Genomic DNA, 13,245 nt, shown 5'->3' with positions numbered 1-13,245 from the left:
GGTGTGGGCCGTCGTGGCCCGGTGGGGGCTCAGCCCAGCGCGGCCAGGCTCTCGGGCACCCGCGGCCCCGGGACGTCCGCGCCGAGGAACCCGTGGGCCCGCAGGAACGCCGTCACCGCCGGCGACCACGCCTGACGCAGCCCCGCCGACGCCAGCAGCTCCGGATCCGACAGGAGGACCCCGGCGGCCCCCACCCGTATCCCCGACGGCGTGAGCACCGCCGCGTCGTCGGCCCAGCGCACGGCCAGGTCCACGTCGTGGGTGGCCATCACCACCGTGGTCCCCGCCGCCCGCAGCCCCGCCAGGACGTCCAGCAGGCGCTCCTGCCCGTCCGGGTCGAGGCCCGCGGTCGGCTCGTCCAGGATCAGCACCCGCGGGGCCATCGCCACCGCGCCCGCGATCGCCGCGCGCTTGCGCTGCCCGTACGACAGCAGGTGCGTCGGACGGTCCCGCAGCGCGGTGATGTCCAGCGCGGCCAGCGCGGAGTCCACCCGCGCGCGGACCTCCGCCTCGGGCAGGCCCAGGTTCATCGGGCCGAAAGACACGTCCTGCTCCACGGAGGCCGCGAAGAGCTGGTCGTCGGGGTCCTGCACCACGAGCTGGACGGTGGTGCGCAGCCGGGTCAGCCCCCGCCGGTCGTACGCCACCGCCGAGCCCTCCAGCCGCAGCGCGCCCGACGCGGGCCGCAGGCCCCCGCTCAGCAACCGCATCAGCGTGGTCTTGCCGCTGCCGTTGCGGCCCAGCAGCACCAGGGCCCGCCCCTCGGCGATCGCGAAGTCCACCCCCGACAGCACGGTCGGCCCGTCCTCGTACGCGTACCCGGCGCCGACCAGCTCCACCAACGGGGTCACAGCCCCAGCTCCTTCAGTACGAGGGTCCCCGCGACCAGGGCGGCCAGCAGGGCGGCGGCGGCCGCCAGGAACCGCCGCGACAGCGCCGCCGGCGGGACCAGCACCCGCAGCGCGCCGTCGTAGCCGCGCCCCGCCAGCCCCTCCTGGAGCCGGGCGGCGCGGTCGAAGGCCCGGACGAACGAGGTCGCCGCGAGCCCGGCCACCGAACGCCACGCGGCGGCCCGCCCGGCCTGTCCGAGCCGGGCCGCCTGGGCCCGGCGGACCTGCGCCAGGGAGTCCAGCAGCAGGAAGCCGATCCGGTACATGACGAGGGCCACGTCGACCACGGGCGCGGGCACCCCGGCCCGCACCAGCCGGGGCAGCACGTCCGAGACCGGTGTGGTGAAGGCGAACAGCAGCACCCCGAGGGAGGCCGCCGAGGTGCGCAGCAGCAGGTCCAGCGCGTGCCGGGGCCCGTCCGGAGCGGGCGCGAGGAACCCCTCCGGGCCGCCCACCGACACCAGCAGCGGCAGCGCCCCGGTGACGCAGAACCCCAGCGGGACCCGGAAGGCCCGCCACAGCTGCCGCCCGGCCACCCCGGCGGGCCCCAGCAGCACGGCCAGGGTCGCGGCGGTTACCAGCGGCCCGCCGGGCCACGGGGGCAGGCACACCGCGGTGACGGTCAGCCCGAACCCCAGGAGGGCCTTCTCCAGCGGATGGCGGCCGCGCCAGCGGCTGCTGTGCGCCGCGACGTCGATGGGCAGCACAGGCTACGGCTCCCGCGCGGGCTCGGCGGGCGCCTGCGCCTGGGCGAGGGCCTGCGCCGCGCCCTGGCGGCGGCCCCTGCGCACCCCGAAGTAGTACGCGAGCACGCCCGCGCCCAGGGCCGCCTGGAGGGCGAACAGCGCGGACTCGATCTCGCCCGAGGGGGGTTCGTACAGCGGGGAGAACCAGGGCTCGTAGTCCGGTTTCAGCTCGGTGATGGCCGACTCCGCCTGGGCGTCGGCGCCCGCGAAAGGCTCCTCCCTGCCCTCGCCGAGCCCCAGCGCGAGCGGCAGCACGGCCAGCGCCGCCACCAGGAGCAGCAGCAGGGTGTTGACCTTGGCGTTCCTGCTCATCGGGCGGTCGCCTCCTGCCCGGTCCGCTCGCCGCCGGTCAGCTTCGCGACCCCGAGCCGGACCAGGTCCGACCTGCTCGACTGCATCAGCAGCCGCATCACGAGCACCGTCAGCAGCCCCTCGCTGACCGCGAGCGGGATCTGGGTGAGGGCGAAGATGCCCGCGAACTTCCCCAGGGAGCCCAGGAAGCCGCTCGCCGGGTCCGGGAAGGCCAGCGCCAGCTGGACCGAGGTCACGCAGTAGGTGACCAGGTCGGCGAAGAAGGCGCCGAAGAAGACGGTGACCATCAGCGGCGCGCCGGATTTCCGCAGCAGCCTGTAGGCCGCGTACCCGGCCCAGGGCCCGGCGATCGCCATCGAGAAGACGTTGGCGCCGAGGGTGGTGAGGCCGCCGTGCGCCAGCAGCAGCGCCTGGAACAGCAGGGTGATCGTGCCGAGCACCGCCATGACGGGCGGCCGGAAGAGGATGGCGCCGAGCCCGGTCCCGGTGGGGTGCGAGCAACTGCCCGTGACCGAGGGGATCTTCAGGGCGGACAGGACGAACGTGAACGCTCCGGACGCGCCGAGGAGCAGCGTGCTCTCCGGGTGGGACTTCACCTCGCGGGTCAGGGCGCGGACCCCGTGGACGACGAACGGGGCGGACGCGGCGCCCCAGGCGGCCGCGTGCAGCGGGGGCAGGAACCCCTCGGCTATGTGCATGAGTTGGGAGACCTCTCCAGCACCTCGTGGATGGACGTACGCGCCCCGGCCGGTCTCCTGGCTGACGGGTACTGCCGCCCCGGCTCCGCCTTCCCGGGTCCGCACGGTCTCCCGTGCGGTCCCAGTGGCTCCCGCAGGGGGTGGAGCTGGACTTCCCGATCACAGTGGCGAGGGCCGCACCGGTTTTCCACCGGTTTCCCGAACACCAAGGCCAGCTGACCCTAGTCGTCCGCACGGACCGGTATCAACCCGGACCGATCCGGCCGATCGGATGGCCGAATTCCGTTTCCTCCCCCGGACGGCCCTCGGTGTTGCTGGTCTCGGGCGAGCGCAAGCGCGCCGGAGGCGTCCCCGCCCACGGCAACCAGCGCTCCGCACGGGACGCCGGCTGCCGTTTCGACTTCCCGAACCCGGAATACCGCTGGGGAGGGTCCTCAGCAGGTGTTCGGGTGCGCGACGTCCACCACGAGCCGCTCGGGCGCGTGCAGGACGGAGGTGCTGTAGGCGGGCTCGGTGTCGAAGGCGGCGCCGAAGGCCACGTACCCCTCGTAGTCGCCGGTCAGGGCGAGGCCCTTGAGCTTGCTCAGGCCGATCTGCTGGAGCCTGGGCCCCAGGTAGACGTTGTTGCCCGCGTCGTCGTGGCCGGCGGCGGGGTGCAGGCGGATCTCCAGGAAGTACTTCCCCGGCAGCGGCACGGGCTTGCCCGACCCGTCGTAGACCAGCTGGGAGACGGGCGTGACGGTGAACGGGGGCACGGAGCCCTGGAGGTCGACGACGATCCGGTCGTACGTGCAGTGACCGCCCCAGCGGGCGTTGACGACCAGCGGGGTGTCGGAGCGGACGGCCGCCGGGGCGGCGGCCGAGGCCGGTGCGGCGAGCGCGAGCCCTGCGGTCAGCAGGGCACCCATGGCCAGGGCCACGATCCGGCGGCGGTGCGGGTGGTGACGCATGGCGTCCCCCCGATCCTCTGAGACGGGGACTTACTGTCATCCGGTATGACATTCCCGGGGGCCCGGTGGTTGCACGGGACCGCCCGGCGGTCTCAGAAGGTCAGCAGCGCGCTCAGCTCGGCGTCCAGGTCGTATTGGCGGTGCTCCTGCCCGCGCGGGACCAGCTCGGTCATCCGCCGGCACAGCCCGCGCAGGTCCTTGGCCCGCACGGAGACCACGCAGCCGTGCTCGCCGTTGGTCAGGGCCAGCAGGACCCGCGGCTCGGTGCCCGTCCAGCGCGGCCACACCTGTATGTCGCCCTCCCCGGTGGCGGAGGTCTGCCCGTCGATCAGCAGCTCCCGCGAGAACACCCAGCGGGCTATCCGCGCACCGCCGCCCCGGAACTCCACGGCGACCTCGTAGGGCCGGTCCGTGCGGTAGACGAAGACGCCCTCCAGGGGGACCGCCGTCGGTGCGGCCTCCAGCCGCATCGGCAGTACACGGTGTTCGGTGATGGCCATGGCGGCTGCCTCTCTTCGCGGGGTAACAGCGCCCCCCGCAGCACGCTAGTGCACCGACCGCCCCCCGCCCGGGGGCCGAAGGTCCCGACCCGGGCGGGCCGGGGGACCTCTTTCGCCGGACGCGCGGAGGGGCCCGGCGCACCCGCCGGGCCCCTCGTCACGCTGCGTCGATCAGGTCAGCACTCGATGACGTTGACCGCGAGGCCGCCGCGCGCGGTCTCCTTGTACTTGACCTTCATGTCCGCGCCGGTCTCCTTCATGGTCTTGATCACCTTGTCCAGGGAGACCTTGTGGCTGCCGTCACCGCGCATCGCCATCCGCGCGGCCGTGACCGCCTTGACGGCCGCCATGCCGTTGCGCTCGATGCACGGGATCTGTACCAGGCCGCCGACCGGGTCGCAGGTCAGGCCCAGGTTGTGCTCCATGCCGATCTCGGCCGCGTTCTCCACCTGCTCCGGGGAGCCGCCCAGCACCTCGGCCAGGGCGCCCGCCGCCATGGAGCAGGCGGAGCCGACCTCGCCCTGGCAGCCGACCTCGGCGCCCGAGATGGAGGCGTTCTCCTTGAACAGCATGCCGATCGCGCCCGCGGCCAGCAGGAAGCGCACCACGCCCTCCTCGTCCGCGCCGGGCACGAAGTTCACGTAGTAGTGCAGGACGGCCGGCAGGACGCCCGCGGCGCCGTTGGTCGGGGCGGTCACCACGCGCCCGCCCGCCGCGTTCTCCTCGTTCACCGCCATCGCGTAGATGGTCGTCCACTCGCTGCGGTGCAGCAGCGGGTCGCCCTCGGTGCGCAGCTGGCGCGCCGTGGCCGCGGCCCGGCGCTTGACGCGCAGCCCGCCCGGGAGGATGCCCTCGCGGGACATGCCGCGCGAGACGCAGGACTGCATGACCCGCCAGATCTCCAGGAGGCCCTCGCGGATCTCCTCCTCGGTGCGCCAGGCCTTCTCGTTCTCCATCATCAGGGAGGAGATCGACAGGCCGGTCTCGTTCGCGAGGCGGAGCATCTCGTCACCCGAGCGGAAGGGGTACTTCAGCACGGTGTCGTCGAGCTTGATCCGGTCCTCGCCGACCGCGTCCTCGTCCACGACGAAGCCGCCGCCGACCGAGTAGTACGTCTTCTCCAGCAGCGGGGCGCCGGAGGCGTCGTAGGCGAAGAGGGTCATGCCGTTGGCGTGGTACGGCAGCGAGCGGCGGCGGTGGAGGATCAGCTGGCTCGGCTCGTCGAAGTCGATCTCGTGGACATCGCCTATCTCGGTGCCGAGCAGGCGCAGCTTCCCGGTGCGGCGGATCCGCTCGACCTCGTCGTCGGCGGTCTCGACGTCCACCGTGCGCGGGGAGTGGCCCTCCAGGCCCAGCAGGACCGCCTTGGGGGTGCCGTGGCCGTGGCCGGTGGCGCCGAGGGAGCCGAAGAGCTCCGCCCGCACGGAGGCGGTCTGGGCGAGGACGCCGTCCTTCTTCAGGCGCGACACGAACATGCGCGCCGCGCGCATCGGGCCGACCGTGTGGGAGGAGGAGGGGCCGATACCGATGGAGAAGAGATCGAAGACGGAGATGGCCACTGGCGGACTCCCTTGTCGGCTCGTGGGGTGGAGAGGGGCAGGGGTGTGGGTGGAGCGGGGTGGTGCAGGGGGGATCTGCGGATTTCGTCCGGCAGACGAGCGTAACGCGTGGAGATGAACGTTTCGGCTCATGGAAGGGTCCGGCGGACGTGAGCCGGCTCGCGTTCCGGTGCCCCGGCGGGGGAGGGGGGCGGGGAAGAAGACAGAAAGGGGCCCGGCCCTGTGCGGTACAAGGCCGGACCCCCTCCTGGCCCGCCGCTAGAGCGACGGGTACAGCGGGAACTTCGCGGCGAGCGCGGAGACGCGCGCCTTGAGGTCGTCCGCGTCGAACGCCGGCTTCAGGGCCTGCGCGATGATCTCGGCGACCTCGCGGAAGTCCTCGGCGCCGAAGCCGCGGGTGGCGAGCGCCGGCGTACCGATGCGCAGACCCGAGGTGACCATCGGCGGGCGGGGGTCGTTCGGGATGGCGTTCCGGTTGACCGTGATGCCGATCTCGTGGAGCCGGTCCTCGGCCTGCTGGCCGTCCAGCTCGGAGTTGCGCAGGTCGACCAGGACCAGGTGCACGTCGGTGCCGCCGGAGAGGACGGAGACGCCCACCTCGGTGACGTCCGGCTGGACCAGGCGCTCGGCGATGATCTTCGCGCCCTCGAGGGTGCGCTCCTGGCGCTCCTTGAACTCGGGCGAGGCGGCGACCTTGAAGGAGACCGCCTTGGCCGCGATCACGTGCTCCAGCGGACCGCCCTGCTGACCCGGGAAGACCGCGGAGTTGATCTTCTTGGCCAGCTCCTGCGTCGACAGGATGACACCGCCGCGCGGACCGCCGAGGGTCTTGTGCGTGGTGGTGGTGACGACGTGGGCGTGCGGCACCGGGTTCGGGTGCAGGCCCGCGGCGACCAGGCCCGCGAAGTGGGCCATGTCGACCATCAGGTACGCGCCGACCTCGTCCGCGATCCGGCGGAAGGCGGCGAAGTCCAGCTGGCGCGGGTAGGCGGACCAGCCGGCGACGATCAGCTGCGGCTTGGACTCCTTGGCGAGGCGCTCGACCTCGGCCATGTCGACCTGGCCGGACTCGTCGACGTGGTACGGGACCACGTTGTAGAGCTTGCCCGAGAAGTTGATCTTCATGCCGTGGGTCAGGTGACCGCCGTGGGCCAGGTTCAGGCCCATGATCGTGTCGCCCGGCTTCAGCAGCGCGAACATCGCGGCGGCGTTGGCCTGCGCACCGGAGTGCGGCTGGACGTTCGCGGCCTCGGCGCCGAAGAGCGCCTTGATGCGGTCGATCGCGATCTGCTCGACCACGTCGACGTGCTCGCAGCCGCCGTAGTAGCGGCGGCCCGGGTAGCCCTCGGCGTACTTGTTGGTCAGGACCGAGCCCTGGGCCTCCATGACGGCGACCGGAGCGAAGTTCTCCGACGCGATCATTTCCAGGGTCGACTGCTGGCGCACGAGCTCGGCGTCGACGGCGGCGGCGACATCGGGGTCGAGCTCGTGGAGGGGGGTGTTCAGAACGGACATCAGGATCCCCTGGGGTGTCAGTTACCGGCGGTGAGGGCGGTGTACTCGTCGAAGGACAGCGCGTCCTTGGGCTCCTCCGAGAGCTTCACCTTGAACAGCCAGCCACCCTCGAACGGGGCGGAGTTCACCAGCGCCGGGTCGTCCACGACGTCCTGGTTGAACTCGACGATCTCACCGGAGACGGGGGAGTACAGGTCGCTGACCGACTTCGTCGACTCCAGCTCGCCGCAGGTCTCGCCCTCGGTGACCGTGTCGCCGACCTCGGGGAGCTGGGCGTAGACGACGTCACCGAGCGCGTCGGCGGCGAAGGCCGTGATGCCGACCGTCGCGACGCCGTCGACGGCGTCCGACAGCCACTCGTGCTCCTTGGTGTAACGCAGCTGCTGGGGGTTGCTCATGGCCTGATTCTCCTGGATGCGGTGCGGTGGATGCGAACGGTGGTCTTGCGCGCCGACGGGGGCCGCCGGCGAGGGGTCCCGGGGACCCCGGGGGTCACTTCTGCCGCTTGTAGAACGGCAGGGCCACGACCTCGTACGGCTCATGCGTACCGCGAATGTCCACGCCGACACCGGAGGTGCCGGGCGCGGCGTGCTCCGCGTCGACGTACGCCATCGCGATCGGCTTGCCCAGCGTCGGGGACGGGGCGCCGGAGGTGACCTCGCCGATGACCTTGCCGTCGGCGACCACGGGGAAGCCGGCGCGCGGGACGCGGCGGCCCTCGGCGACCAGGCCGACCAGCTTGCGCGGGGCCTGCGTGGCGGCGCGCTCGGCGGCGGCCTCCAGGGCGGCGCGGCCGACGAAGTCGCCCTCCTTCTCGAACTTCACGACCCGGCCCAGCCCGGCGTCGAAGGGCGTGAGGGAGGTGGTCAGCTCGTGCCCGTACAGCGGCATGCCCGCCTCCAGGCGCAGGGTGTCGCGGCAGGACAGGCCGGCCGGGACCAGGCCGGCGCCCTCGCCGGCCTTGGTCAGCGCCTGCCACAGCTCCACGGCGTGCTCGGGGGAGATGAACAGCTCGAAGCCGTCCTCGCCGGTGTAGCCGGTCCGGGCGATCAGCGCGGGCACGCCCGCGACGGTGCCCGGCAGGCCCGCGTAGTACTTCAGGCCGTCCAGGTCGGCGTCGGTCAGCGAGGCCAGGATGCCGGGGGACTCGGGGCCCTGGACGGCGATCAGCGCGTACGCCTCGCGGTCGTCGCGGACCTCGGTGTCGAAGCCGGCGGCGCGCTCGGTCAGGGCGTCCAGGACCACCTGGGCGTTGGAGGCGTTGGCGACGACCATGTACTCGGTCTCGCCGAGGCGGTAGACGATCAGGTCGTCGAGGATCCCGCCGTCCTCCTGGCAGATGTGCGTGTAGCGGGCGCGGCCGACGCCGACGGTGGAGATGTTGCCGACGAGGGCGTAGTCCAGCGCCTTGACGGCCTCGGGGCCCCGGACGGTGATCTCGCCCATGTGGGAGAGGTCGAACAGGCCGGCCTTGGTGCGCACGGCGTTGTGCTCGTCGCGCTCACTGGCGTAGCGCAGCGGCATGTCCCAGCCCGCGAAGTCGGTCATGGTCGCACCGAGCGACCGGTGCAGCGCGTCGAGCGCGGTCAGGCGGGGGGCAGTGCTCATGGGTGTGGCTCCCGGGTCCCAGGGCATGACATGACGAGGACGATCCTCCCCATCTGTCATCGGAACCTGAGAGGTTCGCCGAGAGTTCCCACGCGGGGGAACGCCGACTTGCACCTTGGGTGGAGCTGACGGACAGCTCGCTTTTCAGATCTGCCTCATCCACGCGGTACGGGGCCTGAGAGATTCAAGGGAGGAACTTGCTCCTTCGGCGCCCGGGCACGGCCTCGCGGCCAGCCGGGACTCTCCCGCGCGGATTCAAGCGGCCGGTATGCAGTTGGTGTCCAGATGGCGCACATCATGCCACGGGACGGGCGGAAGCGGGCAGGGGGGCCCGAAAGAACGTACGGAACGCCAAAGGCACCGGTGGTCCCGGTGGTCCCAGGTGCGGCCTTCGGTGGTCCCAGGTGCTGGACGACCCGCCCGGAACCGGGGCGCCCGGATTACCGTCTCTTTACATTCAGCGGGCACAGGGCCCTCACGGCCCGAGTCGGGGGGAGACGATCACGTGCGGAGATTCGGAGTGGTGACCAGTACGGGCGCGGTGGACGGGACCCGGGTGCGGCCTCTGGCCGCCCCGGCCGCCGGCACGGTCCGCGACCTGCGCGGATCGGCCGCCCGGAGCCCGCGGAGCCTGAGCTTTCGCGCGGGGGACATCGTGGTGGTGTCCGGCCTGCCGGGCGGTGGCAAGAGCACGCTGATCAAGCGGGCGGCCCCCGGCGGCGGCATCGACTCCCAGGACGTCCGCGAGCGCTGGGAGCGCCGGATGCCGCAGGCGCTGCCGTACGCGGCGTACCGCCCGCTGGTACGCGCGGCCCACTACTGGGCCCTGTGGCGCGAGCTGCGCTCCGGCGCGTCCGTAGTCGTCCACGACTGCGGCACCCAGTCCTGGGTCCGGGCCCTCCTGGCGGCCACCGTCCGCCGCCGGGGCAGCCGGCTCCACCTCCTCCTGCTGGACACCACCCCGGAGGAGGCCCTTGCCGGCCAGGAGTCCCGCGGCCGCGGGGTCTCGCCGTACGCCTTCGCCCGCCACCGCGCGGCGGTGGCCCGCCTCCTGGAGGCCGCCGCCGCGGGCCGCTCCCCGAGGGGCTGCGCCACCACCACCCTCCTGGACCGCCCCTCGGCGGCGACCCTGACGCGGATCACCTTCACGCCCTGACCCGGCCCGGGTGTGCCGCGGCGCGGGGCGGGGGGACGGCTCCGCACAGCGGCGGCCGGGTACCGGATAGCCTCGGGGCGACATCCACGGGACGCACCACAAAGGCAGGGGCACATGCAGGGCAACGGCTGGCCGGCGAACGAGTTGGAACAGGTGCTCGGGACGGCCCTCGGGCAGCCGGACGCCGGCCCCCGCGTCCTGGAGGCCCTGGGCCGCAGCCGGTTCTGGGTGCCGCTCCCGCAGGGCGGCGGCCCCGACAGCACCTCCCTCGACCTCCCCACCATGCTGATCGCCGGCGAGGCGTACGTCCCCGTCTACAGCTCCGAGGCCCAGTTCCGCTCCGCCGCCGGCCCCGCCATGGACTTCGCCGTCGCCCCCGCCGTGGAGTTCGCCCGCGGCCTGCCCCCGCAGCTCGGCATCGCGGTCAACCCCGAGGGCGCGGTCGGCGTCCCCCTGCCGCCCGCCGCCGTCGCACAGCTCTGCCGCACCGGCCGGACCGAGCTCGACGGCCCCGCCAGCGGCGCCCGCGTCCGGCTCTTCGAGCCCGACTGGCAGGACGACCCCGTCGACTTCCTCACCGCCGCCGCCGAGGAGTTCCGCGCCACCGGCGTCGTCTCCGCCGCACACCGCTGCCTCGCCAGCGTCGAGGGCAAGGACCCCGAGCTCTACATCGGCGTTCAGCTGGCGGGATGGGACGCCGGATCCCGGATCGCCCCCCTGGAGGCGCTCGGCCGGGCGCTCGCCCGCGTGCCGGCGCCCTGGCCGGTGCAGTTGATCCTGCTGGAGGCCGCCGAGGACCCGGTCACGGACTGGATTCGTGAGCGCGTGCGCCCCTTCTACCTCCCGTAGCGCCGCTTAAGCTGTTCGGGACGTGGAGACGACGGGCGGACGAAGACGAAGAGGGGTACCGGGTGAGTGCGTCAGGCACGGCCGCGGCCGGGCAGGTCGAGCACATGCTGCGCCAGGTGACTCCCGGGCGCTATGAGAGCTACGAGGCATTCCTGCACGCCCTCGCCGAGGGCCGGCTGTGGATGCTGCTCTGGCAGGGGCAGCCGGGCTCACCGGACGCCCAGTACGGCGGCATGGAGGTCGAGGGGCTCGGCTACGCACCCTGCGTGACCTCCCCGCAGGAGCTGGCCGCCAGCGGCTGGAACCGCGGCTACGAGGTGGTCACGGGCCGGGACATCGCCCGCGCCCTCTACCCCGACCGCTGGGGGCTGTGGGTCAACCCGCACGCCCAGGGCGGCGGCCTCGGCATCCCGTGGGCGGACCTCCGCCGGATCGCGACCGGCCTGGACCGGATGCCGGCCGGCCCGCTGCGGCTGTCCGAGCCCGCCCTGGAGCTCCCGCAGTTCTACGGCCTGCTGACCCAGCACGCCCACCGCACGCCCGCCGTCCGCTCGCTGCGCCGCGCCTGGGTGCAGCCCGCGCTCGGGTCGGCGTACCTCGCGGTCGGCCTCGACCTCTACGACGCCTCCGCGCCCGCGCTGGAGTCCGTCCGGGAGATGATGCGCCAGTCGGTCGGCGTCGTGCCCGAGGGCGTGCCCGTGTGCACGGTCGCGCTGGCGGACGAGCACGATCCGGTGGCGATGTGGCTGCGCGCCCAGACCCGGCCCTTCTACGACCGCGAGGGGCAGGCGGCCCCGTACTGAGCCGCCGCGGGCCGAACACCGAGCCTGTTACAGGGACATTTCCGGGTATGCCCGCACCATGAGACGGGCCGTCCGAAGCGACCTCCGGCCGTCGGGAACCACGGTTCCCGGCGGCCTTTGCCTTGTCCGGATTTCGCCCCCATTGGGCGTCCAATTGGCCTACTCCTCGGCAGAGTTGGGAGCCATGTCCGTTTGGCTACCGAACGGACGGTGTTGCTCCGCTGAGCCGCCACCGGAGTCCGGATAACGGGAACTCAAGCCTCAGATCACGGTTGCGCATCCTTTCATCTGCGGGTCTGGCGGCTGGTCGAGCGCCCGATGAAGATTCCCCACCCAAGAGCCGGTCAGTCCTCCGGGACCCGGCTCGGTACGTGCACTCCGCTTGTCGTTCCGCACAGCACTTCCCGCACTTCCGCACGTCCGCAGTCTTCGCATTCCACGCGTCACACCTGCACTTCCCGCATCTCCTGCACTTCCTGCACCTCCCGCAGTTCTCGCAGTACTCACGCACCTCCCGACGCACCTCACCCGCGTTCCACCGTGTCCCGAGCACTCCGAGCGCCACTCCGCACCAACGCCGCCACAGCGGCGGGCATGGGCCGACCACCCGTCGGCCGAGAGGGGTCCCCACCACGATGACGGCACCACTGCACGACACGAGCGCGGAAACGCCCGCACCCGTGTCCGTAGCCGACGTCCCTGCCAAGGCCATCGAAGGCCGCTCGCCCGGCCGCATCGCCTGGATGCGGCTCAAGCGCGACAAGGTCGCGCTGACCGGCGGTGTGGTCGTGATCCTGCTGATCCTGGTGGCGATCTTCGCGCCGCTGATCGTGAACCTGCTGGGCCACGACCCCAACGAGTTCCACGAGGACCTGATCGACCCGGACCTGGGCACGCCGCTCGGCTCCTTCGGCGGCATCAGCTCCGACTACCTGCTGGGTGTCGAGCCGACCAACGGCCGCGACGTCTTCAGCCGGATCGTCTACGGCGCGCGCATCTCCCTGATCGTCGCCTTCCTGGCCGCCTTCGTCTCGGTCGTGCTCGGCAGCTTCCTGGGCGCCCTCGCCGGCTTCATCGGCGGCTGGGTCGACGGCGTCATCAGCCGCCTCATGGACCTGCTGCTGGCCTTCCCGCAGCTGCTGTTCACCATCGCCCTGGTCTCCGTCGTCCCCAACTCCGTCTGGGGCTTCGAGGGTTCGGGCGTCCGGATGGGCGTGCTCATCCTCGTCATCGGGTTCTTCGGATGGCCGTACATCGGACGCATCGTCCGCGGCCAGACGATCTCCCTGCGGGAGCGCGAGTACGTCGAGGCGGCGCGCAGCCTCGGGGCGGGCCGCGGCTACATCCTCGTCAAGGAGCTGATGCCGAACCTGGTCGCGCCGATCCTCGTCTACACCACGCTGATCATCCCGACCAACATCCTGACGGAGGCGGCCCTCAGCTTCCTGGGTGCCGGCGTCAAGCCGCCCACCTCCTCCTGGGGAAAGATGCTCTCCGACGCCGTCCCCATCTACCAGGACGACCCCATGTACATGGTGGTCCCCGGTATGACGATCTTCATCACCGTCCTGGCGTTCAACCTCTTCGGGGACGGGCTGCGTGACGCGCTCGACCCCAAGGGCAGCTGAACCGCTTCTTCGATTCACCACCTATGGAGGT

The 13,245-nt window shown here is 72.4% G+C and carries 14 protein-coding genes, 1 pseudogene and 2 riboswitches; of the genes and pseudogenes, 5 read left to right on the top strand and 10 right to left on the bottom strand.

Annotated features, from left to right (window positions below; translation table 11 throughout):
• Window positions 1-29: 29 nt before the first annotated feature.
• The 4 genes from ACFY15_RS01550 to ACFY15_RS01535 are packed head-to-tail and all read right to left on the bottom strand — an operon-like array spanning window position 30 to window position 2,646.
• Complete coding sequence (locus ACFY15_RS01550) at window positions 30-851, bottom strand: ATP-binding cassette domain-containing protein (RefSeq protein ID WP_390685434.1); 822 nt, start codon at window positions 849-851, stop codon at window positions 30-32.
• Entirely contained in the window at window positions 848-1,597 is a 750-nt protein-coding gene (gene cbiQ / locus ACFY15_RS01545) for a cobalt ECF transporter T component CbiQ (RefSeq protein WP_390685435.1), read from the bottom strand. Before cbiQ ends, ACFY15_RS01550 begins: the two co-directional genes overlap by 4 nt.
• Before the next feature lie 3 nt (window positions 1,598-1,600).
• Window positions 1,601-1,948 (bottom strand): energy-coupling factor ABC transporter substrate-binding protein, encoded by a 348-nt coding sequence (locus ACFY15_RS01540; protein WP_390685436.1) that lies wholly within the window; start codon window positions 1,946-1,948, stop codon window positions 1,601-1,603.
• Window positions 1,945-2,646 carry an energy-coupling factor ABC transporter permease gene (locus tag ACFY15_RS01535; RefSeq protein ID WP_390685437.1) on the bottom strand — a complete coding sequence of 234 codons (702 nt, stop codon included), beginning with the start codon at window positions 2,644-2,646 and terminating at the stop codon, window positions 1,945-1,947. The genes ACFY15_RS01540 and ACFY15_RS01535 overlap by 4 nt, the downstream gene beginning before the upstream one ends.
• Before the next feature lie 29 nt (window positions 2,647-2,675).
• Window positions 2,676-2,904, bottom strand: a riboswitch (cobalamin riboswitch).
• 74 nt (window positions 2,905-2,978) lie between these two features.
• Here ACFY15_RS01535 and ACFY15_RS01530 point away from each other — a divergent pair.
• Window positions 2,979-3,068: pseudogene (locus tag ACFY15_RS01530) on the top strand (flavodoxin family protein); the annotation flags it as partial.
• Between the two features lie 12 nt (window positions 3,069-3,080).
• On the opposite strand, the gene ACFY15_RS01525 reads toward ACFY15_RS01530, so the two are convergent.
• The 6 genes from ACFY15_RS01525 to gcvT form a co-directional block, all read right to left on the bottom strand.
• A complete protein-coding gene (locus ACFY15_RS01525; protein ID WP_390685438.1) occupies window positions 3,081-3,596 on the bottom strand; it encodes a hypothetical protein in 516 nt (171 codons plus the stop codon).
• A 92-nt stretch (window positions 3,597-3,688) separates the two neighbouring features.
• Window positions 3,689-4,096: an SsgA family sporulation/cell division regulator gene (locus ACFY15_RS01520; RefSeq protein WP_390685439.1), complete on the bottom strand. Its 408-nt coding sequence runs from the start codon at window positions 4,094-4,096 to the stop codon at window positions 3,689-3,691.
• Between the two features lie 176 nt (window positions 4,097-4,272).
• Window positions 4,273-5,655 carry an L-serine ammonia-lyase gene (locus tag ACFY15_RS01515; protein ID WP_390685440.1) on the bottom strand — a complete coding sequence of 461 codons (1,383 nt, stop codon included), beginning with the start codon at window positions 5,653-5,655 and terminating at the stop codon, window positions 4,273-4,275.
• A gap of 258 nt (window positions 5,656-5,913) precedes the next feature.
• Window positions 5,914-7,170: a serine hydroxymethyltransferase gene (gene glyA, locus ACFY15_RS01510; RefSeq protein WP_042811644.1), complete on the bottom strand. Its 1,257-nt coding sequence runs from the start codon at window positions 7,168-7,170 to the stop codon at window positions 5,914-5,916.
• Between the two features lie 17 nt (window positions 7,171-7,187).
• Complete coding sequence (gene gcvH / locus ACFY15_RS01505; protein ID WP_045949756.1) at window positions 7,188-7,568, bottom strand: glycine cleavage system protein GcvH; 381 nt, start codon at window positions 7,566-7,568, stop codon at window positions 7,188-7,190.
• Between the two features lie 94 nt (window positions 7,569-7,662).
• Entirely contained in the window at window positions 7,663-8,778 is a 1,116-nt protein-coding gene (gene gcvT, locus ACFY15_RS01500) for a glycine cleavage system aminomethyltransferase GcvT (protein WP_390685441.1), read from the bottom strand.
• Between the two features lie 154 nt (window positions 8,779-8,932).
• Window positions 8,933-9,036, bottom strand: a riboswitch (glycine riboswitch).
• A gap of 283 nt (window positions 9,037-9,319) precedes the next feature.
• On the opposite strand from gcvT, the gene ACFY15_RS01495 reads away from it, so the two are divergent.
• From ACFY15_RS01495 to ACFY15_RS01480, 4 genes are all read left to right on the top strand, one after another.
• Complete coding sequence (locus tag ACFY15_RS01495) at window positions 9,320-9,934, top strand: AAA family ATPase (protein WP_390685523.1); 615 nt, start codon at window positions 9,320-9,322, stop codon at window positions 9,932-9,934.
• A gap of 114 nt (window positions 9,935-10,048) precedes the next feature.
• A complete protein-coding gene (locus tag ACFY15_RS01490; RefSeq protein ID WP_390685442.1) occupies window positions 10,049-10,783 on the top strand; it encodes an enhanced serine sensitivity protein SseB in 735 nt (244 codons plus the stop codon).
• 62 nt (window positions 10,784-10,845) lie between these two features.
• Window positions 10,846-11,586 (top strand): enhanced serine sensitivity protein SseB C-terminal domain-containing protein, encoded by a 741-nt coding sequence (locus tag ACFY15_RS01485; RefSeq protein ID WP_390685443.1) that lies wholly within the window; start codon window positions 10,846-10,848, stop codon window positions 11,584-11,586.
• Between the two features lie 635 nt (window positions 11,587-12,221).
• The gene (locus ACFY15_RS01480; protein ID WP_358892284.1) at window positions 12,222-13,214 is read left to right on the top strand and encodes an ABC transporter permease; all 993 of its coding nucleotides are present in this window, start codon (window positions 12,222-12,224) and stop codon (window positions 13,212-13,214) included.
• Window positions 13,215-13,245 lie beyond the last annotated feature (31 nt).

The sequence above is a fragment of the Streptomyces sp. NPDC001373 genome, from assembly GCF_042895815.1.
Classification (GTDB): Bacteria; Actinomycetota; Actinomycetes; order Streptomycetales; family Streptomycetaceae; genus Streptomyces.
Note: the sequence above shows the minus strand (reverse complement) of the source record. Positions and strands in the feature narration are given on the sequence as shown.